This window comes from Croceitalea dokdonensis DOKDO 023, assembly GCF_001306415.1.
In the GTDB taxonomy this organism is placed as follows: Bacteria; Bacteroidota; Bacteroidia; order Flavobacteriales; family Flavobacteriaceae; genus Croceitalea; species Croceitalea dokdonensis.
This window is the reverse complement of sequence record NZ_LDJX01000001.1, coordinates 82,864-103,985: the sequence shown is the minus strand read 5'-3', so window position 1 is coordinate 103,985 and position 21,122 is coordinate 82,864. Positions and strand designations below refer to the sequence as shown.

Sequence of the window (21,122 nt, the reverse complement as noted above, 5' to 3'; positions counted from 1 at the left end):
GGTGCTAAACTTATAGAAGTAGCACCTTTATTAAAAGTTATTGACAGTCATTATTTTTTGTGACGCGGTTCTGAAGAAACGGTTAATTTCTTTCTTCCTTTTGCCCGTCTTCTAGCTAACACCTTCCTTCCGTTGGCAGAAGCCATACGTTCCCTAAAACCATGCTTGTTTCTTCTTTTTCTTTTTGAAGGTTGAAACGTTCTTTTCATTGTAAGCTATATTATAATGTGAGTGGCTTTCCTAATTTTCTGCGCGCAAAGATACAAAGAGTTTTTACTTTGGCAAGTAGTTGTAAAAATAATTTAGAATTGTTTTTAGTACTTTTGCCAACCCAAATACCAAGGGAAATTTTATTTTAGAACCGTATTAAAAAAACAATATGTTCCATAAAAATATTAAGTTGGTCATCGCCGCCCTTATCATTGCTTTTGCCATATACCAATTTTTTGAGGGCTATGTTGGCAATGGTATTTTTTTGATATTACTATCAGGTATTTTTATCTTTCTTTATTTCAGGAATGAAATCATTCTATTGTCTTTTCTAAGGATGCGCAAGCAAGATCTTGCAGGTACGGAAAAATGGTTGTCCAAAATTAAAAACCCAGAGAGCGCCCTTGTAAAGAAGCAACAAGGCTATTACAATTACCTACATGGCATCATTTATTCCCAAAAAAACCTGACCACGGCAGAAAAATATTTCAAGAAAGCCTTAAGCCTTGGGCTTAATATGGATTATGACGTTGCCATGGCTAAATTGAGTTTAGCAGGAATTGCGATGCAAAAACGTAGAAAAAGGGAAGCGACTACCCTACTGCATGAAGCAAAGAAGTTGGACAAAAATAATATGCTCACCGATCAAATTAAGATGATGAAGGAGCAAATGAAAAAAATCTGACAACCCCACTGCGCACTTTATCATTTCCTTATGGCATTCGTGGGCACCAACGCTATTTAGATTCCCTGTAGTAGCCTTTATTTGGGATTTCAATGGTGTACTTCTTTCTTGAGGCGTTGTTTAAATGGGGTTCCCGTAACCAAGGATTGTGCCTTTTTAAGACCTTATATGAGATTTCATATTGCTGTGCAAAATCTGCCCAATTTCCAATAGGTTCATCAACCTCTACCGTAAATGTGGGCACAGCTTGGTAAAAATCTTCCTTGGCCACATCAAAACCATATTTGGCCGGATTGGATACAATTTCCTTTATGGCCATAATACGGAATACATAGCGCGAAGTTTCTGGGTTCAACAACAAATCATAATAGTCATTTGCTTTTTGGATGTCCATGTATTTTTGGATACCGCCAGGACCAGCGTTATAAGCCGCCGCGGTCAACGTCCATGTCCCAAAACGCTTTTTCCATTTGTTTAGATAGTCACAGGCCACCTGGGTAGACTTTTCAATATGGTAACGCTCATCCACGTTCTCATTGACCTCTAAGCCATATTCCCTTGCCGTTGCCCTCATAATCTGCCAAAAGCCGGTGGCCCCAGCTGGAGACACCACGTTCTGCAGGCCACTTTCTGCCACTGCCAAATATTTAAAATCATTTGGAATGCCATTTTTGGCAAGTATTGGCTCTATGATAGGAAAGTACTTGTGCGCACGCTTCATTAATAAAATGGCATTGGACTGCCAATAGGTGTTCACCAAAAACTCCCGATCAACCCTTTCCAAAACTTCTGGGTCATCCAAGGGCACGGCCTCGCCCGCAAAATTTAAATCTTCAGGAATATCAATGGCACTTATTTTATAACCAACATCCGCTGTGTTCTCATCCACGACGTTTTCAGAGGCTGCTACAAGTGCCGCTTCCGCATCTGAGTTTTGAACCGCATAAACCAAACTGGCCATCACAAAAAGGAAACCAATGACCGCAAAGATGTTTTTTATATTTTTCATGTATACTTTTTTAAGCTTGTCAAAAATTTAGGTGAAGGTACTCAACTTATCCATTTAAAATCAAGTCTGGCAAATTTTCATTGAACCATTTTGCCCTATGGATGATCATCGTATGTGTCCCATTTTTAACGCTGATGCATTCCTTGATATTGTTTATGGGAAAAACGGCATCCTTGTCCCCATGGATGTGAATCAGGTTCTCTACCGGTCCTTTGGGTTTCCAATTCACGATATGTTCAATGGACCAATCTATATAGTACTTATCACGAATGGACAGGTACTTTTCGTACAATGCCAAACGTTTGGTCACCGTTTCCCCAAAGGCATACTTGGCCAAAAGTTCCACATTGTTCACCAGGCCGGTTGGCAGTAGCTTGTGTATTTTGGTGTATTTGGCAAAAATCATGCGTTTGGGCAGTTCTTTGTCAGATTTAACACTGGATACGACAATTACCTTTTTTGGCGCAATAAACCGTGCCATTTCCTGAACCAATAACCCCCCAAAGGAAACGCCTAACAGCACCGGGTTCTTATGGGTAATGTTTTGGCACATCTGCTGGGCGTATGCTTCCAATGAAATCCCTTTTTCCGGTTGAAACCAGCTCAACCGTATGAGTTCAAAACGTTCCTTATCCAAAACTAGACCATCAAAAATAGATGGGTTGGCTGCCATTCCAGGCATCAGGTAAATTGCGATTTTATTATCCGACATATGGTACCGATGGTCTATTTGCCTAGGAAATTAGTAATTTTTTAACTACTTTTGTATTTCGTTTGTTATGATTTTATCATTAATCTACCAAACGCCACTGAATGATGTTTCAACATCCGTTTTCTTTATTTTGAACATCGCCAGACGAAGCTAACAATAACTATATGATAGAAATGGAAATTAAGGATAACAGTTTCTTGCGCCAGTTTGAAGCAAAAGTTGATGGAAACCTTGCTAAAATTGAGTATTCTTCACAGGAGCGAAAAGTTTTTCTTACCAAACTTGTTGTACCTGAGGAAATTACCCAAGAAGGGTTTAAAGAGTCCTTTATAAAGGCTGTTTTAAACCACATTCAAGAGCAAAACCTGCGGGTTGTTCCTACAAGTCCGCATATTGCAGGCTTTTTGCGAAAGAACAGACAATACAAAGAAATGTTGCCCGTTGGCATTAGAATCTAAGTAAACTACTGACCCTGGCCCTTAAAAGTCAGGGTTTTTTATGCGCTGTCGCCAACGGACATCAACAATTAGACCGCCACTTTGGCCCCTACAAAATCAAATCGTACCAAACCATCCCCGTCTATTTCCGTTAAACGTACTTGGTGCAGGGTATTGACCAATTTAGGGTCCCATGGTGCCTTTACCTTAACGTAATTTTCTGTAAAACCATGGATATAGCCAGATTTATTCTCTCCCTCAAACAGGACGCATCGTAGTGTCCCTAGCTGACTTTCATAAAACGCCCTCCGTTTTTTGACGGAAAGCCCCCGTAACATTTTACTACGTTTTTTTCTTAGTTGATGCGGCACCACAGCATCCATTTGTGCGGCTTCCGTATTTTCCCGTTCAGAATAGGTAAAAACATGTAGGTAGCTGATATCCAACTCATTTAAAAAATGGTAGGTTTCCAAAAAGTGCTCTTCAGTTTCCCCTGGAAAACCAACAATTACATCCACACCAATGCACGCATGTGGCATTACCGCTTTAATACGTTGTACACGGTCTATATACAGATTGGACAAATACCTACGGCGCATCAATTTTAAAATGGTATCGCTTCCGCTTTGCAGCGGGATATGGAAATGAGGGACAAAAGATTTGCTGTTTGCCACAAAATCAATGGTCTCATTTTTTAAAAGATTGGGTTCTATGGAAGAAATCCGTAATCTATGGATTCCGTTAACCCCATCCAATGCCCGTACTAAATCCAAAAACGTATGCTCATGCTTTTTGTTTCCAAACTCTCCTTTGCCGTAGTCGCCTATATTAACTCCCGTCAATACAATTTCCTTGATGCCCTTGGCCGCAATTTCTGCGGCATTATCCAAAACGTTCTCTAAAGCATCGCTCCTGGAAATGCCCCGGGCAAGGGGTATGGTACAGTAACTGCATTTGTAGTCGCATCCGTCCTGCACCTTGAGAAAGGCGCGCGTCCTATCCCCTATGGCGTAACTGCCCACATAAAAGTTGGCGTCTTCTATCTCACAAGAATGCACTTCCCCATGATCATTCTTGGATAAATCGTTTAAATAATCCGTAATCTTAAATTTCTCCGTGGCCCCAAGAACCAAATCTACACCGTCAACCGCCGCCAGCTCCTCTGGTTTTAGTTGGGCATAACAACCTACTGCCGCCACAAAAGCGTCCGGATTAGCCTTTTGCGCTTGTTTTACAATGGTTTTAAAGCGTTTATCTGCATTCTCCGTTACAGAACAAGTATTGATTACATAGATATCGGCGGTCTCGGAAAAATCTACCTTCTGGAAACCTTCACCTTCAAAACCTCTGGCAATGGTAGAAGTTTCCGAAAAATTAAGTTTACAACCCAAAGTGTAAAAAGCGACTTTTTTATTCATGGCGTACGCCCTTTTTTGAAGAGTGCAAAGATACTAAATTGTTCCTGTTACGCCTATTGCACAACCGCTGCGACCAAAATTGGCAAATGGCTTAGTTCCCCTTCTTTTATTGTTACTATGGCAGGGATTGAAAAAATACCCACGTTGCCCGTAGAAAAAAGGACTAAAAAAAGTCAGATGCGGCGGCAATTAAAGGGTCATAAAAAAATAATGCTTTAATTCCATTAGATTTACGATTTGTTACTGATTCAAATGGACCTTTGGGAGCTCTTTGTCGACTTTATGTTTAACGATTCTTATTTTAATGCAAAACACCACCCTTACCCTTGTATTGCTCACCGTGTACGTGGTGGCTATTATCGCTGTAGGTATCTACAACAGAAAAAATAGCAGTAATGAAGACTATTTTTTGGCATCGCGTAAGCTACCTGCTTGGTTATTGGCGGTCACCTTTATTGCATCTTGGTGGGGCGGTGGCTCTGCCATAGACTTGGTAGACCACGCACACAAAAATGGACTCAGCTCTTTTTGGATATACGGAGTCCCTGTGCTTATTGCCACCTTCCTTATGTTTGTATTTGCCAAGGGTATCAGGAACATTGGTACCATTTCCCAGCCACAACTCATGGAAGAGCGGTACAATGCTACCGCCGCTTTGTTGCTCACCATTTTCATTATCATCTTTATGGTCATCGCTGCCGCCATTCAAATCATTGTGGTGGGTAAGTTTTTCCATTCTTTTTTTAATGTCAGTTATGAAACTGGTGCTATTATTGGTGTGGCCATTGTGTTGACCTATTCCCTTTTTGGAGGCTTTAAGGGGGTCGTCTTGACCGATCTTTTACAATTCTTTTTCTTTTTGATTACGGCCTGTTTCCTTTTCGGCGTCACCTACTACAATTCTGGAGGTATGGAAGCCGTAAAAAATCTATCCTTGGCAAACCATAAAAAGGGGTATACCGCTTTCTTTAACAACGTATCGGACAACTTGGCATATGTGATTACTTTTGGCACTTCATGGATGATACAGGCCAATATATGGCAACGTATATCTGCTGCAAAGACGGCTATGGACGCCAAAAAAATGATGTTGGTAAGTTTTGTAGTTTTTATTCCTCTTTACCTTATGGTCACCTATACCGGTATGTTTAGTTCTGTACTTTATGAAACAGTTCCCACTGGGGGTATAGTCCCAGATATGGTAAAAAATATAACCAACCCGGTATTGGGCGCCTTTATTTTTTTAGGACTTTGTTCTGCGATCATGTCCACCATGGATTCCCTTATAAACACGGGGGCTTTATCACTTTCTGTAGATGTATATAAAAAATACATTAACCCATCGGCGTCTCCTAGGTTAAACGTAAAAGTCGCTCAAATAGCCACAATTGTAGTAGCACTTTTTGCCCTCCTCATCGCGCTAAAAATACAATCCGTTTTAACCATTTCATGGATAGGCTCAGATTTTTTAACTACCGGTGCCTTTATACCTTTGGTGCTTGGCTTTGTGTGGTACCGTGGCACCGCAAAAGCTGCTGTAGTTTCCATGCTTTTTGGTTTGGCCTTTTCTACGTATAACTTACTTATCGCCTTGGGGGTTGATTTACCTGTTGCTTGGGAAATTGCCTCCGCAACCCAAGCCCTAATTGGGGTTTCCATTTCACTTGTGCTGTTTGTAGGCATTAGTTTGATGACCAATGTAGACCCTAAAAAAAGTAAATCTTTCATAGCAAAAGCGAACATTATGCCTAAGAAGCTATAATTATCATTTACAAACCATGATAGGAATTTGCTTAAGAGCACTACACAATTATGGTTGAAAATCATCAAAAACCCATGCCCTTGTATACGTGTGCTGGAATGGTTTTAGCAGCAACCACAAAAAGAAAGGAGTAGGCCACTTAGTTTTGTTCTAATGAAAATTTACTCTTTTCGCCACTTTTTGGACGCTTCAAAAACGTGGTTCAGGATATCAGCTTCGGTATCATCAAACTCCACTCCCCTTCTGGCCATCATTACCTTAGCCGCTTCAAAGGCCTTTTGGGTTTGGTAAGTACTAAATCCAGAAGCCCCTCCCCAACTAAAACTTGGAATAAAATTTCTTGGGAAACCAGGTGTATAGACATTAACGTTTACCCCAATGACCGTGCCCGTGTTAAACATGGTGTTAATTGCAGTCTTGCTATGGTCTCCCATCATTAACCCACAGAATTGGAGGCCGGTTTGGTCAAACCTTTCCGTGGCGTAATTCCATAAGCGGACCTTGGCATAGTTGTTTTTTAGGTTTGAGTTATTGGAATCTGCCCCAATATTGCACCATTCTCCCAACACAGAGTTGCCCAAATAGCCATCATGTCCCTTACTGGAATAGCCAAAAATCACCGAGTTGCTTATTTCGCCACCTACTTTTCCATAAGGGCCCACGGTGGTAGCCCCATACATTTTGGCACCCATTTTAACAACAGCATGGTCACAAAGTGCCAAAGCGCCACGAATCATATTCCCTTCCATGACCAAGGAGTCCTTTCCCAAGTAGATGGGTCCGGTAGAAGCATTTAAAATACTGTGCTCTACTTGGGCACCTTCTTCCAAAAAGATGTGTTCCGCTGCAATAACGCGGTTAGTATCTGGAATGGGCTTGCTTTTTCTTCCTTTGGTCAGTAAATCGAAATCTACGCGTAAAGCCGCTTCGTTTTTGGAGAAAATATCCCAGGTGTTCTTTATGCAAATCAAATCTTCTGCCAACTCTATTGCGGTATACTCGTTAGGATGATATCCTTTTTTTAGGTCTGCGGTACAATAGGCAACCACATGGTCCTGCCAAATTATAGACTGGCCTAAGCTTAAATTTGTAACCGCTTTAACCAAGACATCGGTGGGGAGGATAGACCCGTGTATCACCACATTTTCGGCTTCAGTATGCAAAGGGTACTTTTTTGCCAGGTAATCCTCCGTCAAAGAGCTTATTTCCGTTCCCAACCTTTTTTGCCATTTCTCACGAATAGTTAAAATACCAATTCTTATATCGCCAACGGGCCGCGTAAAGGTAAAGGGCAATAAATTTGTTCGATAAGGGCCATCTGTAAGGATATAATTCATTCGGAATGGTTTCGGTTGGGTTAAAACTAAAAAACGCCTTCATTAAAAAACGAAGGCGTTGGTATTATATTTTAGCTAAAAAGCTACTCTGCGGAATCCGCCTTGTCCGCTTTCTTAAACTTTTTGTATTTGTTCTTAAACTTATCAATCCTACCAGCGGTATCAATGAGTTTGGTCTTACCAGTGTAAAATGGATGGGACGTTCTGGAAATCTCCAATTTTACCAAAGGATATTCCACACCGTCCACGGTAATGGACTCTTTGGCCTCTGCGGTTGATTTGGTGATAAAGACATCCTCATTGGACATATCCTTAAAAGCAACCAATCTATAATTTTCTGGGTGTATACCTGCTTTCATTTCTCTTTGTTTTTTGCGCGCCCATTCCAACAGGCACTTTTGCGGGTGCAAATTTAAACAAAAAATAAACAAAGACAACGAGGCCAATTAAAAACTTAAAAAAATTACATTTACCTGTAACAAATGGTTATATCTAGGCACTAAATAAGCGTAATCAACTAAAAATAACATAAAATGGAAGACAACAAAACATCAACGGGTAAGGTAGCCTTAAAATATGGAATCATATTCGGGTTAATCACAGTGGTATTCACCTTTATGCTTTATACGCAGGACCTTCATTACCAATTAGATTTACAACGCATCATCATAACAGTAATCATAAGTCTTGTCTTTATAGCAGTTGCCGCAGTTTTGGGGATGTTGGAGTTTAAAAAGGCCAACAATGGCTTTATGTCCATTGGTCAGGGCCTTAAAATTGGTATTGGTGCCGCACTTATCTCTGGTATCATAGCAGGTTTGTTCAACATTCTTCTTACACAGGTCATTGATCCAGATACCCAACAAAAAGCGTTGGAATACAGTGCAGAGATGATGAGGGATGCTGGTATGACAGCGGCCCAAATTGACCAACAATTGGAAGGTGCCAAGAATCAAAGTCCGTTTACTGGATTGGTGGTAGGACTCATTTCTTCCATAATATTTGGTTTCCTTGGGTCCATAATCCCTGCCTTGGTCATCAAAAAATCGGAACCAGAATACTAAAACAAAATATCCTATTTTTGAAAGGAATTCCAGAAAGCCACAATGCAATTATCCATTGTAATTCCTTTACTTAATGAAGAAGAGTCTCTCAAAGAGCTTTATGGTTGGATTGCAAAGGTGATGCAATCCAATCATTTTTTATTTGAAGTGCTCTTCATAGACGATGGCAGCACGGATGGATCTTGGGAGGTTATCCAAGAACTGGCCAAACAGCACCAAGAAGTTAAGGGCATCCGTTTTTTAAAGAACTTTGGCAAATCACAGGCCTTGCACGCCGGTTTTGAAGCAGCTAAGGGCGATGTGGTAATTACCATGGATGCAGATTTGCAGGACAACCCAGAAGAAATCCCACAATTGTACCAATTGATAACGACAGCGGACTATGATTTGGTCTCCGGTTGGAAAAGGAAACGGTATGATTCCGTTCTGGCCAAGAACCTCCCCTCCAAACTGTTTAATTGGGCGGCCCGCAAAACTTCTGGCGTACGCTTAAACGACTTTAACTGTGGTTTAAAGGCTTATAAAAGAGAGGTCATCAAAACCATTGAGGTTTCCGGCGAAATGCACAGGTACATTCCGGTGCTTGCCAAAAACGCGGGGTTTGCCAAAATTGGGGAACAGGTGGTGCAACACCAAGCCCGTAAATACGGAAATACCAAATTTGGAATGGAACGCTTTATACATGGCTTTTTAGATCTTTTGACCATTTGGTTTGTTTCAAAATTTGGCAGGAGACCAATGCATTTATTTGGGGCTTGGGGAGTAGTGATGTTTTTTGTGGGCTTTGCATTTGCGCTATACCTTGGGATTGACAAACTGTTTTTGGACCCTACCGGAAGGTTGATCACAGACCGTCCCCAATTCTACATCTCCCTCACTAGCATGCTGTTGGGAACCCAATTGTTCCTTGCAGGTTTTCTTGGAGAAATTGTGGTGAGAAGCAAAAAAACAACCAGTACAGGGTATCGCATCAGGGAAAAACTAAACGTTTAACGCTTTAAGGCAAAATTTCCTTTAAAGTTGCGACCATCAACGAACTGCAAATGGTACCAATAATCACTTGCAGGCATTTCTTGGTTATTGTACGTACCGTCCCAACCGCTGGTAGCAGAACCTCCGCTAAAGATAGGCTTTCCAAAACGGTCAAAAATATCCAAACGATATGCCGGAAAGTATTCGCTATTGTTCAACAGCCATAGATCATTGGAGCTATCGCCGTTTGGGGTAAAAAATGTGGGTAATCCACCTACTAAAACCTCTGTCTCATACCTTGAGCAGCCATTGTCCACCACTAGGGCATAGATATCCGGAAGTAATCCTGTAAATATATTGTTCTTGGTAAAGGATAGACCGCCATCTAAGGAAAATGTGGTAGTTTCCAAATTTTCATTGGCTCCCATCACTATGGTGACCGTACTATTTACCTTAAAATCGTCCACAAGGATGTTTTCAACTTGGACCACTGGCTCAGGAAACACCTCAAAATATTGGGTATAACTACAGTTCCCGCTAAAGAAAGCCACCTCATATAGTCCGGCCCCACTTACCTTTATCTCAGGGCCTAAAATTCCGTTTGACCACTGGTACCTGTCATACCCCAAAGGGGCTTCTAAAACTGTCTTACCTTGGCAGAGTTCTTGGTGAATCACTTCTTGAAAATTGGGAGACTCAAAAATTTCTAATGCCAGTTGCCCTATAAATGCGCATCTGTTGGCACCATCAATCCTAAAAAATAGACGGCTATCCCCGTGTTGGGCAAAGCTATACGTGTTCCCCATGATAGCTGCCTCTTGTAGCAGTGCATTATCTTGGCTGGGATATATGGCAATGCTTTCATAGGCAGAAAAATCAGTATTCAAAAGAGCCTTAACAGATGCAAGGGATATTTCTACTAAGCCATCTACCGCTTGGCCATCACAAATAGTGAGCGTGTCATAAATCCCAAGGTTGGACATAGGTTCAGTGAGCAACCTTATCTGCGAAATGGAATAGCACTCATTGTTCCCCATTGCCCGTGCATAAATATGTTGTTCTGGGAATTGGTTTTCAAAGATGTTTGAATTCAGTGGGTTACTATTCGCCAAAGCATCTATCTCAGACAAAAAGAAATCGATGTCAATGGCATTATTGGAATATGTTAGCCTAGGCACTGCTTCAGAAAGGTCAAAAACGGTAAGACCATCATCCAAACCATCCACATCACATTGAACCAAATCCAAGGATGGCATTACGTCGGGCACTGGGAGAATGGCCACTACCTCCGTATAATTTTTAGTGACTCCGTTGTCATAATTGATGGTAAAATTCACGTCATAGGTTCCTGGACCGGTAAAGATATGGCTGGGATTCAATATATTTGATGTATTGTCCGGCCCAGATTCCGGGTCGCCAAAGTCCCACCTAACTGCGGAAATAGTATTGGTTTGGTCAAGGCTGAAATTGGTCTCGCTACCAAAGCAAAAATTTTGAACGGTAACAAGGGTTTCAAAAAACGACTGGATAAATGGGGGCAAACCGTAGGTAGCGTTTCTACCCCCTAAATCAATGGAAAAAAGGTCAATGTCCGCCGCATCTCCCAAGAGATTCGGACTTTTTATGACGGATAAACGGTTTCCCGGAAAAGCGTAATAAATACGCTTGTCCAATGCCAGTTGTAGTGCTCCTGAGACAAAAATGCCATTTTGGTTTGCCAAGGTAGCCAATGTAAAAGCTGTTTTGTCCTCAAAAGGCAGATTCAAATCAAACTGCACAATGGCGTAGGCTCCAGATGAAGCGGTAGGATCGGATGCATCTATCTGCATACCGCTGGCATACAATATCTGACTATTACTGGAGAACTCCACGCCGTAATATGCCCTGTCACCATCAATGCGCTCTGGATTGCTCACTTGCCCCGTTTCCACATCAAAATCAAACAAATACAAGCTTCCTTGAAACTCTGGTGAAATAATAGTGCTGGCCATCGCCAGTTTTGCACCATCAGGAGAAAACTTGAGCGCGCCCCGTAAATTTTGTACACCCAAAATTTGCGGTCCAACTTGGGACTCTACCGGGGTTTCATTTACCCCTTCTGCAGTGATTTCATAGGCATAGAATGTATCTTGGTAATGGGTTACCACCCAATATACATTGGCCACCTCATTCCAAACAGCAGACACTTTTTCCGAGGTTGCCAATAGCAATGGGCTGTTTTTATCCACCACTGCGCCCAAGCCATTGGCCTCGTTTAAGTTAACGGTGGTATAATGAAACCCAAACGGCACCCCGGGCTCCTGCCTTGCGTCATCCGGGGTAAAGACATAATAGAGATTTGGATGGTCTGGATTGGGAACGATCAAAGCAGCCTGTGCGGAGGAAAAACTGCCCGCTAAATTGGTTCCATTGCCCATTACCTCATGATTGCGGTTCCAAATGGTGCGTCCCTCCGTATAAAATAGCAAATTCCCGTCTTCATCTGAAATTGCCGAACATCCCTCAATGGTATTGATTTGGCCATCCAACAGCGCTACCGGTGAACCGGAATTAAAATTTAATCCTGCATTTTCACCAAAGTACCAATGGGCAGATTGCCTTTGGGAAAATGCTATGGATACGTATAAAAATGCTATGAGTAACGCCCCTTCTTTCATTCTTTCGAAAGCTAGTAAAAAAGTGTTTCATTGCCAATTGTACTTTAGCATTTCATAATTTTCAATAAAGAACGTTATCAATTCAGCCTAAACTGATGTAATTTTACAACAAATAAAACCACCTTATGGACGCTATCATTACCACAGCAAAAACATGGTTGACGGATTTCTTTGATGCTGAAACCAAAAAAGAAATTAAAAACCTACTAGAAAACAATACCGAAGAGCTTACGGAACGCTTTTATAAAAATTTAGAATTTGGTACCGGTGGGATGCGAGGTGTTATGGGTATAGGCACCAATAGAATCAATAAATACACCTTGGGAAAAAGCACCCAAGGACTAAGTAATTACCTTAAAAAAACATATCCCGATGAGCTTATAAAGGTGGTCATCGCCTACGATTGTCGCCATAACAGTGATACACTCTCCCAAGTGGTAGCGGAAGTGTTGTCCGCAAACGGGATTCAGGTATACCGGTTTTCCGAACTGCGAACCACCCCTGAACTCTCCTTTGCGGTAAGACATTTAAGTTGTCATGCCGGTATTGTCTTAACCGCATCACACAACCCACCGGAGTACAACGGTTATAAAGTATACTGGGGTGATGGTGGACAAATAGTTCCTCCGCAAGATGCTGAAATTATTGAGGAAATAGACAGTTTGGATTTTGAGCAAATCAATTTTGACGCAAAACCGGAATTGATTAAAAGTATAGACACCGAGGTGGATGAGGCTTTTTTTGCTGAGTCTGTTAAAAACGGGAGTTTTAACGCGGCAGGAAAAGACAACTTTAAAATTGTTTTCACCTCCATTCACGGAACATCCATAACGGCTATACCAGAGGTTTTAAAACGGGCAGGTTATGCCCATGTTACCATTATTGAAGAGCAGGCCAAACCTGATGGCAATTTCCCAACGGTAAAATCCCCCAACCCAGAAGAGCCAGAAGCTCTGGCCATGGCCATTGCAAAAGCGGAGGAGATTGGTGCGGACATGGTGGTGGGTACAGATCCAGATAGCGATAGGCTTGGGATAGCCGTTAGAAATCTAGATGGGCAAATGGAATTGCTCAATGGCAACCAAACTATGGTTTTAATGACCAAATTTCTGTTGGACCAATACAAGAAAAAAGGGATGAAAGGCAATGAGTTTATCGCCACCACAATAGTTTCCACACCAATGATGGAAGAAATGGCAAAGGCGTACGGGGTGGAATTCAAAACCGCACTGACGGGTTTTAAATGGATAGGCAAGATGATAAAGGACTTTCCCGATTCCACTTTTGTTGGGGGCGGTGAAGAAAGCTTTGGCTATATGGTGGGAGATTTTGTTCGCGACAAAGACGCTGTTACCTCTACCCTATTGGCATGTGAAATCGCGGCTCAGGCCAAGGCCAATGGAAGTTCTTTCTACAAAGACCTTATACAATGTTATGTAGATTTTGGTTTTTACAGAGAAAAATTAATCTCCATTACCAAAAAGGGAATGAGCGGTGCGGATGAGATCAAACAAATGCTAAAAGACTTTAAAGAAAACCCTGTATCCAGTGTTCAGGGTTCAAAACTCCGTTGGATTGAGGACTACAACACCTCCATCGCCAAAAACGTACAAACAGGTGAAGAGGTTGGTATAGACCTTCCAAAATCCAACGTATTGATCTATGAGACCGAGGACGGTACCCGTATTGCAGCGAGGCCCAGCGGCACCGAGCCTAAGGTGAAGTTTTACATTAGCACCAATGCCCGTTTGCCCAAGGCGGGGGATTTTAAATCCGTAAATTCGCAATTGGATTCTAAATTGGAAGGAATCATTGCCGAATTGAATTTATAGTGCATGAACTACTTTAAAAAGATTTTACGGTTTGCGAAACCCTATAAATCCTTTGCCCTCTTAAATATTTTGTTCAATGTTCTGTACTCCATATTTAATGTACTGTCCATCATCATTTTCATTCCCACACTTGGTATTTTGTTCAGTACTCAAAAAAAAGTGTTTGATGCTCCAATCTATTCCGGGATTGGAAATTTACAGGGCTACCTTGAGGATTCACTAAACTACTTACTTACCCAAAAAGTGACCAATGAAGGGCCACTGGCTGCATTGGCGTTTATTTGTATTGCGAGTATTTCCATCTTTTTTTTCAAGAACCTTTTTAGATATGCCGCCATGTACGTTCTGGCTTTTTTAAGAACCGGTATGGTAAAAGATATACAAGATAGCCTGTACCTCAAAACCTTGGATTTACCCCTTGAGTATTTTTCAGAATCCAGAAAAGGCGATTTAATGGCCCGTATGACTTCTGATGTAAAGGAGGTAGAAGGTTCTATCATCAATTCTTTGGAGTCATTGGCCAGAGAACCCATTACCATTATTATTGTTTTGTTGTCCATGTTGGTCTTAAGCGCACAGTTAACCCTTTTTGTATTCATTTTTTTACCAATTGCCGGCTTTTTGATATCAATTGTTGGCAAACGGTTAAAAGCCCAATCCTTAGCTGCCCAAAAGGAAACCGGAACATTTCTTTCCTTCATTGAGGAAACCTTGGGTTCATTGAAAATTATAAAAGGTTTCAATGCCGAAGAACGGTTGGCCAACCGTTTCACGGAATCTACCTCACGTTTCAAGAAAATCATGATTTCAGTAGTACAGCGACAAGGACTTGCATCCCCCTTTAGCGAGTTTTTAGGGGTTACCGTGGTCATCGCCGTTTTATGGTATGGGGGGAGTTTGGTTTTAGGTAATGAAAGTGCGTTAAGCCCACAAGAATTTATAGGTTATATTGGCCTGTTCTACACTATCATCAACCCAGTAAAGGCAATTACTACGGTTAACTACAGTATTAAAAAGGGGAATGCATCCGCAGAAAGGATCTTTGAAGTTTTAGAGACCATCAATCCAATTACGGATGCACCGGATGCCGTTCAAAAAAATACTTTTGACCATGAGATATCGCTCAAAAATATCTCGTTCAAATACGAAGATGAATATGTTTTAAAGGATTTTAATCTCACAGTTAAAAAAGGCCATACGGTTGCTTTGGTTGGGCAATCTGGTAGCGGAAAAAGCACCATAGCCAATCTAGTTACCCGCTTCTACGATGTCAACAAGGGAGAAATTTTAATTGACGGCATCAATATCAAAGTGGTTACAAAAAAATCCCTCCGTAATCTAATGGGCCTTGTGACCCAGGATTCCATTTTATTCAATGACACGGTAAGGAACAACATTGGACTTGGAAAGGAAAATGCAAGCGATGAAGAAATTATGGAAGCCGCTAAAATTGCCAACGCCCACGATTTTATCATGGAACTTCCCAATGGCTACAATACCAATATAGGTGATAGTGGAAATAAATTAAGTGGAGGGCAGAAACAACGTCTTTCCATCGCTAGGGCAGTTTTAAAGAACCCCCCAATCATGATTTTAGATGAGGCCACATCTGCCTTGGACACGGAAAGTGAACGTTTGGTACAAGATGCCTTGGAAAAAATGATGCAAAACCGCACGTCCATAGTAATTGCACACAGGTTGTCTACGATACAAAATGCGGACAACATTGTGGTCCTGCAAAAGGGAAACATTGTAGAGCAAGGCACACATGAGGAACTTATGAAGTCTGCCAATGGGTATAAAAAACTTGTGGAACTTCAAACCTTGGGGTAATTGGAGGCCTTTCTATAAAGTGTATGGTTTAAGTTTTTAGCTTCTTATGACCTGCAGACCAAGTTTCAGAAATATGCCGGTAACATTAGTGAGCTGAAAAATAACGGTTGGGAAGATATTTCTTTTATTGCCATCCGCTTTAGCCGCTAACGGAGCAAATTAAACCTTTCCATATCTTAGTAGTCAAAGAAGCAAACATTTTTTTGTTGACCAACGAAGCCGATTTACTGAACGACTTAAAAGACCCCAATACCCAGGCCAAAGCCTTTGAGGTGCTGGTCAATACGTTTAAAGAACGCCTGTATTGGCACATTAGGCGCATTGTGCTTAACCATGATGATGCAGATGATGTGCTGCAGAACACCTTTATCAAAGTGTACCGCAATATTGCTGGTTTTAAGGGAGATAGCAAACTGTATTCATGGATGTACCGCATTGCCACCAATGAATCACTGACCTTTTTAAAACAAAAGTCCCGTAAATTAGGAACCACCGATGAAGGCTTGCAGCAACAAATGATACAAAATTTGCAAACAGATGTTTATTTTGAGGGGGACGCCATTCAACTAAAACTTCAAAAAGCCTTGGCCACCTTGCCAGAAAAACAAAAACTGGTTTTTAACATGAAGTATTTTCAAGAAATGAAATATGAGGAAATATCGGAGGTTCTAGAAACATCTGTTGGCGGACTTAAAGCATCTTACCATTTAGCGACCAAAAAAATTGAAGCCTATCTTAAACAAGAATAAACCTTTTGGAAAAAAAAGTGTCCAAAGTAATGTTATGAAGAAGAACCACAACAATAAATTCAAAACCCCTGAAGGTTATTTTGAGTCCTTTAATGAGAGATTGATGGCCAAGATGTCCAAAGAGGAAGGGATTATTCCAAAATCCGATGGTTTTCAAGTGCCGGAACATTACTTTGAAGAATTGCCCAAAACCTTATCCCATAAGATCAAACCCAAGGTAGTTTTCTTATATCCATTAAAAAAATACTATTGGGCAGCGGCATCCATTGCCGCCCTGTTGCTCTTGGCCTTGGTCATTAATTCCAACAGGTTTAAAAATAACACCATTGAGTTTGAGGATTTGGCAAGTACAGAAATTGATTCCTATTTGGATGACAACCAAATGGATTTAACGGTCTATGATCTGGCACAAGTAGTAAATTTGGACAACTTAACGGTTGATGATATCACGGAAACGACTGAAATACTGGAAGGGCAAGTGATTTTAGATTATTTGGATGACAATGTGGATGAATTTGAAGACTTAAATTTGGATTATGATGAAATGGAATAAAATACTTCTTACAGTCTTAGCTTTTTGTTTTACCATGGTTCTAACTGCCCAAGGCCCGGCGCGGGACAGGATAAAAACACTAAAGGTGGCCTATATCACGGAACAACTGGGCCTTACCCCTACAGAGGCCCAAAGTTTTTGGCCAGTATACAACGCCCATGAAGAACAATTAGAGCGCATCAGAAAAAAGGAAAGGGAAAAGTTTGTTGGCGTCCAAACAGACATGTCCGTTATTACAGATGAACAAGCAAATGATATGGTCAATTCCTTTGTATTCCTACAACAACAAAAGCATGAAATCGAAGAAAAATTTATTAAGGATTTAAGGACGGTCATATCCAACAAAAAAATCATTTTGTTGTTCCGGGCAGAAAACAATTTTAAAAAGCGTTTGCTACAAGAATATCGAAACAAACGAGGACAACGTTGATCAGGTTGCCCGTATATTTCAGTTAGAATTCGATAAAAGACACTTAAACAAGGCCATTTGCCTCCTTTTGTCTTAAACCATAGCCCAAAACATCGGTCATATCTATAGAAACCCATAAAAATCTATAGTATGACACATTTAAAATTAGTATTCCTTATCGCGTTGTTCGTAGGTAACACACAACTTTTGAGCGCACAAAGAAATGTAATCCGTGTATATCCAAAACAAGGCACTGTAGTAGCCAAAATCCATAAACCCGTAAGACTGGTACATCACAATATCAATTATCACTTGGCCAATGGTATCTGGTATAGGGCTAGGGGAAGAAACTATGTAGTTGTGGCACCACCTTTAGGGTTACAACTCAGAAGGCTTCCAAAAGGAAACAAGCTGGTGGTGCGCAATGGCAGAAAACTATACCGATATAAAGGGGTGTGGTACAAGAAAACGGGACGGCACTACACCATCGTGAACGTTTAGACACCAAACGCCTAATAGCAAGGTTGCCGTACCTCTTTAAGGAACATCGTCGCATTTTACTAGAGTACGTGGTCATGATACCTTTAAAACCATCTAATTTTGGTTAAAAAGGGAAGGTGTATTGATCTTCCCTTTTTTTGGTATACCGATAAAATACACGCTGACTCGACAAGTTGCATTTGGCCCTAAAAACGCTTATCGAAGATACATTACACTTTATCCGAAGTTTGGTTTTACAGCGATTATTTAGGCACGGTAAACGACCAAAATCGGGGGCAGCTAGAGGCCTGGGTTAATTTTACCATGTAAAAATAACCCAAGTCATGAAAACTGTTTTAACCTTTGTTCTAATTATCTTCACCGCTACCACGGCCATGGCAAGTACAGGCCAAAAAGAAATGAAAGTAGCTGCTTTATCTTACGGTGTTACCCTGGATATCAAAATTGAAAAGACTTCTAAAATTGAAAATAGCACGGCACGTCTTTATATGTTTAAAAATTCTAGGATAAAAAAAGCCCTCTCCTTCAAGACCAAAAGAAACAAGGCGGTAATGGCCTAAACCATTTAATGAAAAGTGAGCTTGGCTATCCTGTTTTTACCCGCTGCATAGGCAGTTTTATCGTCCAAAAATCTAATCGTATAAAATCCTTCCCCGCTCAGCTGTTTCCAACTGGCACCACGATTATTAGAATAAGAGATCCCCGTGAACCCCACGGCAACCAAATCTTCCGCACCTGCACCCGGAATGTACTGTACACAACTTTTATATCCGGGATGTTCCCCACTAGCCCTTAACATCCAAGTGCCCCCACCATCTGTGGTAATGATTTTATTGGCTTCATTACCGTCTGGGTTGGTATAGTCCCCCCCAATACCATAGCCATTCTTTTTCCCGTAAAAATCAATGGAATAAATACCCTGGGCCTCTGCTTCATTTGCCATAGGTGTTTGTATTGCTTTCCAACTGTTCCCCTTATCGGCAGAAAACAGCACTCTACCTGCTGTGGTGGCTACCCATGTATGTTCCCCAACAATTTCAATATTGGTATTACTGGCGGCAAAAGCTCCTTCTCCCGGTGGTGACCCTGGCAACTTGGTACAGGGCAACTTGGTCCATGTAGCACCGCCATCCCGTGTCATTATCATACTTAAACAGCCGTTAATGGCATCCCCTATGGCAATACCTTCAGTATCGTTCCAGAATTTCATTGCATCGTAAAATACCCCTTCTCCTTCTTCCTTGTACACCAACTCCATCTTTCCGTTGTCTCCTGTTTTATACAAAAGCGCCGGACTGGCAACGGACATCATAAAAAAATCAGTGCTTGTATGCGCTACGGCACGAAACTCCGGAATAATGGAATCATAGACCATTTGGTTGGTGCGCACCTTTCCAGAAGGTAGATCAATACTGCCGTAGCTTCCTTTACTCCCCGCAAAAGCCAAGGTATTTTCATCTAAGAATTCAATGGCCCTAATGCTTACTTCATCTTCAAAAACCGTTTCTATGGCTACTTGGGTGTACTGAAATGATTTTGGTGCAGGTTGGCAACAAACCAATACCAAGGCTAAACATAAAAAACTACTTCTTATCATAAGCTAAAAATACTCATATTGGTTTACTTGACGTCATTATAATGGCCTTTGGTCCATATTAGCAGGAGTATCCCCAGCCAAATGATTGTAGGGCGTTCATAACAAATGCCCTAAGAAATCCTACCTTTGCAGCCTTATTGTAAAAAAAATGAGACTACATAGAAATTTGGTTTTTGCAGTCATTGATGCCTTGGGAATGATTTTTAATGACGATGCGTATGCGGATAAGGTCATTGAAAAAGTACTGCGCTATGACAAGCGTTGGGGCGCCCGTGACCGTGGGTTTATTGCAGAAACCACTTATGATATTGTAAGGTGGAAAAGGTTATATGCCGAAATTGCCGAAGTCTATTCCCCCTATTCGCGGCAAAACTTATTTAGGCTTTTTTCCGTTTGGTGTGTGTTACGGGGCATACCATTGCCAGATTGGAAACAACTAGAAGAAACCCCGGAACGCCGAATCAAAGGTCGTTTTGATGAACTCTCCAAAATAAGAAAATACCGAGAATCCATTCCAGATTGGATGGATGCCTTAGGTGAGAAAGCCCTTGGCGGTGAACTTTGGACCAAGGAGATTGCCGCATTAAATACCCAAGCCAATGTCATCTTAAGGACAAATACCTTAAAGACCACAAAGCAAGAACTGCAGCGATTGCTAAAAGCGGAAGATATTGAAACAGAACCAATTTCCGGGGCCAAAGATGCGCTCCAATTGGTAGTGCGCAAAAACGTATTTACCACGGACGCCTTTAAAAATGGGCTTTTTGAAGTTCAGGATGCCTCATCCCAATTGGTGGCTCCCTTTTTGGAAGTTGCGCCCGGTCAGCGGGTCATTGATGCCTGCGCAGGTGCTGGGGGCAAAACCTTGCACTTGGCCGCATTAATGGAAAACAAAGGCCAACTCATTGCCATGGATATTTATGAAAGTAAATTAAAAAAATTAAAAGTACGGACCCGCAGAAATGGGGTCCACAATGTGGAAGGCAGGGTAATTGATTCTACCAAAGTAATCAAAAAATCACATCACTCCGCAGACCGTTTGCTGCTAGATGCCCCCTGTTCTGGACTTGGGGTCCTGCGCCGCAACCCGGATTCCAAATGGAAATTGCAGCCAGAATTTATTTCCAAAATTAAAGCTGTCCAGGCCGATATCTTATCTAGATACTCCAAAATGGTAAAACCGGGTGGGAAGATGGTCTACGCCACCTGTTCCATCCTTCCCGAAGAAAATGGGGAACAGGTGAAATCTTTTTTGGCTTCCGAGGTGGGGGCAGACTTTACTTTTGAAAAAGAACGTAACATCTATGCCTCTAAGCATGGTTTTGATGGTTTTTATATGGCGCTGCTTTCCAAGAAAAAATAAGGAAGGGCCAAACTATAAGTAT

Annotated in this window: 21 protein-coding genes; 13 read left to right on the top strand and 8 right to left on the bottom strand. The window is 41.4% G+C overall.

Annotated elements, in window-relative coordinates; translation table 11 throughout:
- Window positions 1-50: 50 nt before the first annotated feature.
- Complete coding sequence (gene rpmH / locus I595_RS00430; protein ID WP_054557421.1) at window positions 51-209, bottom strand: 50S ribosomal protein L34; 159 nt, start codon at window positions 207-209, stop codon at window positions 51-53.
- A gap of 170 nt (window positions 210-379) precedes the next feature.
- Between rpmH and I595_RS00425 the strand changes: the two genes are divergently transcribed.
- A complete protein-coding gene (locus I595_RS00425) occupies window positions 380-895 on the top strand; it encodes a hypothetical protein (protein WP_054557420.1) in 516 nt (171 codons plus the stop codon).
- Between the two features lie 52 nt (window positions 896-947).
- Here I595_RS00425 and I595_RS00420 read toward each other — a convergent pair whose 3' ends face one another.
- Window positions 948-1,904 carry a lytic transglycosylase domain-containing protein gene (locus I595_RS00420; protein WP_054557419.1) on the bottom strand — a complete coding sequence of 319 codons (957 nt, stop codon included), beginning with the start codon at window positions 1,902-1,904 and terminating at the stop codon, window positions 948-950.
- A 46-nt stretch (window positions 1,905-1,950) separates the two neighbouring features.
- Complete coding sequence (locus I595_RS00415; RefSeq protein WP_054557418.1) at window positions 1,951-2,616, bottom strand: alpha/beta hydrolase family protein; 666 nt, start codon at window positions 2,614-2,616, stop codon at window positions 1,951-1,953.
- A 164-nt stretch (window positions 2,617-2,780) separates the two neighbouring features.
- Between I595_RS00415 and I595_RS00410 the strand changes: the two genes are divergently transcribed.
- Window positions 2,781-3,074, top strand: a complete 294-nt coding sequence (locus I595_RS00410; protein WP_054557417.1) for a GNAT family N-acetyltransferase — start codon at window positions 2,781-2,783, stop codon at window positions 3,072-3,074.
- A 68-nt stretch (window positions 3,075-3,142) separates the two neighbouring features.
- Here the strand turns inward: I595_RS00410 and mtaB are convergent, their stop codons facing one another.
- Entirely contained in the window at window positions 3,143-4,471 is a 1,329-nt protein-coding gene (mtaB, locus tag I595_RS00405; RefSeq protein ID WP_054557416.1) for a tRNA (N(6)-L-threonylcarbamoyladenosine(37)-C(2))-methylthiotransferase MtaB, read from the bottom strand.
- A gap of 304 nt (window positions 4,472-4,775) precedes the next feature.
- Here mtaB and I595_RS00400 point away from each other — a divergent pair, with 304 nt between their 5' ends.
- Entirely contained in the window at window positions 4,776-6,233 is a 1,458-nt protein-coding gene (locus I595_RS00400; protein ID WP_054557415.1) for a sodium:solute symporter family protein, read from the top strand.
- A 161-nt stretch (window positions 6,234-6,394) separates the two neighbouring features.
- Here I595_RS00400 and I595_RS00395 read toward each other — a convergent pair whose 3' ends face one another.
- On the bottom strand, window positions 6,395-7,570 hold the full coding sequence (locus I595_RS00395; protein WP_054557414.1) for a GlmU family protein: 1,176 nt from the start codon (window positions 7,568-7,570) through the stop codon (window positions 6,395-6,397).
- 83 nt (window positions 7,571-7,653) lie between these two features.
- The gene (locus tag I595_RS00390; protein ID WP_054557989.1) at window positions 7,654-7,929 is read right to left on the bottom strand and encodes a type B 50S ribosomal protein L31; all 276 of its coding nucleotides are present in this window, start codon (window positions 7,927-7,929) and stop codon (window positions 7,654-7,656) included.
- 174 nt (window positions 7,930-8,103) lie between these two features.
- On the opposite strand from I595_RS00390, the gene I595_RS00385 reads away from it, so the two are divergent.
- On the top strand, window positions 8,104-8,634 hold the full coding sequence (locus tag I595_RS00385; protein ID WP_054557413.1) for a DUF4199 domain-containing protein: 531 nt from the start codon (window positions 8,104-8,106) through the stop codon (window positions 8,632-8,634).
- 42 nt (window positions 8,635-8,676) lie between these two features.
- Complete coding sequence (locus tag I595_RS00380; protein WP_054557412.1) at window positions 8,677-9,627, top strand: glycosyltransferase family 2 protein; 951 nt, start codon at window positions 8,677-8,679, stop codon at window positions 9,625-9,627.
- Here the strand turns inward: I595_RS00380 and I595_RS00375 are convergent.
- Complete coding sequence (locus I595_RS00375; protein WP_054557411.1) at window positions 9,624-12,263, bottom strand: T9SS type B sorting domain-containing protein; 2,640 nt, start codon at window positions 12,261-12,263, stop codon at window positions 9,624-9,626. The two genes, I595_RS00380 and I595_RS00375, sit on opposite strands and share 4 nt — an antisense overlap.
- 125 nt (window positions 12,264-12,388) lie before the next feature.
- Between I595_RS00375 and I595_RS00370 the strand changes: the two genes are divergently transcribed.
- From I595_RS00370 to I595_RS00340, 7 genes are all read left to right on the top strand, one after another.
- The gene (locus I595_RS00370; RefSeq protein ID WP_054557410.1) at window positions 12,389-14,095 is read left to right on the top strand and encodes a phospho-sugar mutase; all 1,707 of its coding nucleotides are present in this window, start codon (window positions 12,389-12,391) and stop codon (window positions 14,093-14,095) included.
- Window positions 14,096-14,098: 3 nt separating this feature from the next.
- Window positions 14,099-15,928: an ABC transporter ATP-binding protein gene (locus I595_RS00365; protein ID WP_054557409.1), complete on the top strand. Its 1,830-nt coding sequence runs from the start codon at window positions 14,099-14,101 to the stop codon at window positions 15,926-15,928.
- A 206-nt stretch (window positions 15,929-16,134) separates the two neighbouring features.
- A complete protein-coding gene (locus I595_RS00360; protein WP_054557408.1) occupies window positions 16,135-16,677 on the top strand; it encodes an RNA polymerase sigma factor in 543 nt (180 codons plus the stop codon).
- Window positions 16,678-16,711: 34 nt separating this feature from the next.
- Window positions 16,712-17,230, top strand: a complete 519-nt coding sequence (locus I595_RS00355; RefSeq protein ID WP_157449605.1) for a hypothetical protein — start codon at window positions 16,712-16,714, stop codon at window positions 17,228-17,230.
- A complete protein-coding gene (locus tag I595_RS00350) occupies window positions 17,217-17,660 on the top strand; it encodes a hypothetical protein (RefSeq protein ID WP_054557406.1) in 444 nt (147 codons plus the stop codon). Before I595_RS00355 ends, I595_RS00350 begins: the two co-directional genes overlap by 14 nt.
- A gap of 129 nt (window positions 17,661-17,789) precedes the next feature.
- Window positions 17,790-18,140: a DUF6515 family protein gene (locus I595_RS00345; protein WP_054557405.1), complete on the top strand. Its 351-nt coding sequence runs from the start codon at window positions 17,790-17,792 to the stop codon at window positions 18,138-18,140.
- A 323-nt stretch (window positions 18,141-18,463) separates the two neighbouring features.
- Window positions 18,464-18,700 carry a hypothetical protein gene (locus I595_RS00340; protein ID WP_054557404.1) on the top strand — a complete coding sequence of 79 codons (237 nt, stop codon included), beginning with the start codon at window positions 18,464-18,466 and terminating at the stop codon, window positions 18,698-18,700.
- Window positions 18,701-18,705: 5 nt separating this feature from the next.
- Here I595_RS00340 and I595_RS00335 read toward each other — a convergent pair whose 3' ends face one another.
- Complete coding sequence (locus tag I595_RS00335; RefSeq protein ID WP_054557403.1) at window positions 18,706-19,737, bottom strand: beta propeller repeat protein; 1,032 nt, start codon at window positions 19,735-19,737, stop codon at window positions 18,706-18,708.
- 148 nt (window positions 19,738-19,885) lie between these two features.
- Between I595_RS00335 and I595_RS00330 the strand changes: the two genes are divergently transcribed.
- The gene (locus I595_RS00330) at window positions 19,886-21,100 is read left to right on the top strand and encodes an RsmB/NOP family class I SAM-dependent RNA methyltransferase (protein ID WP_054557402.1); all 1,215 of its coding nucleotides are present in this window, start codon (window positions 19,886-19,888) and stop codon (window positions 21,098-21,100) included.
- Window positions 21,101-21,122 lie beyond the last annotated feature (22 nt).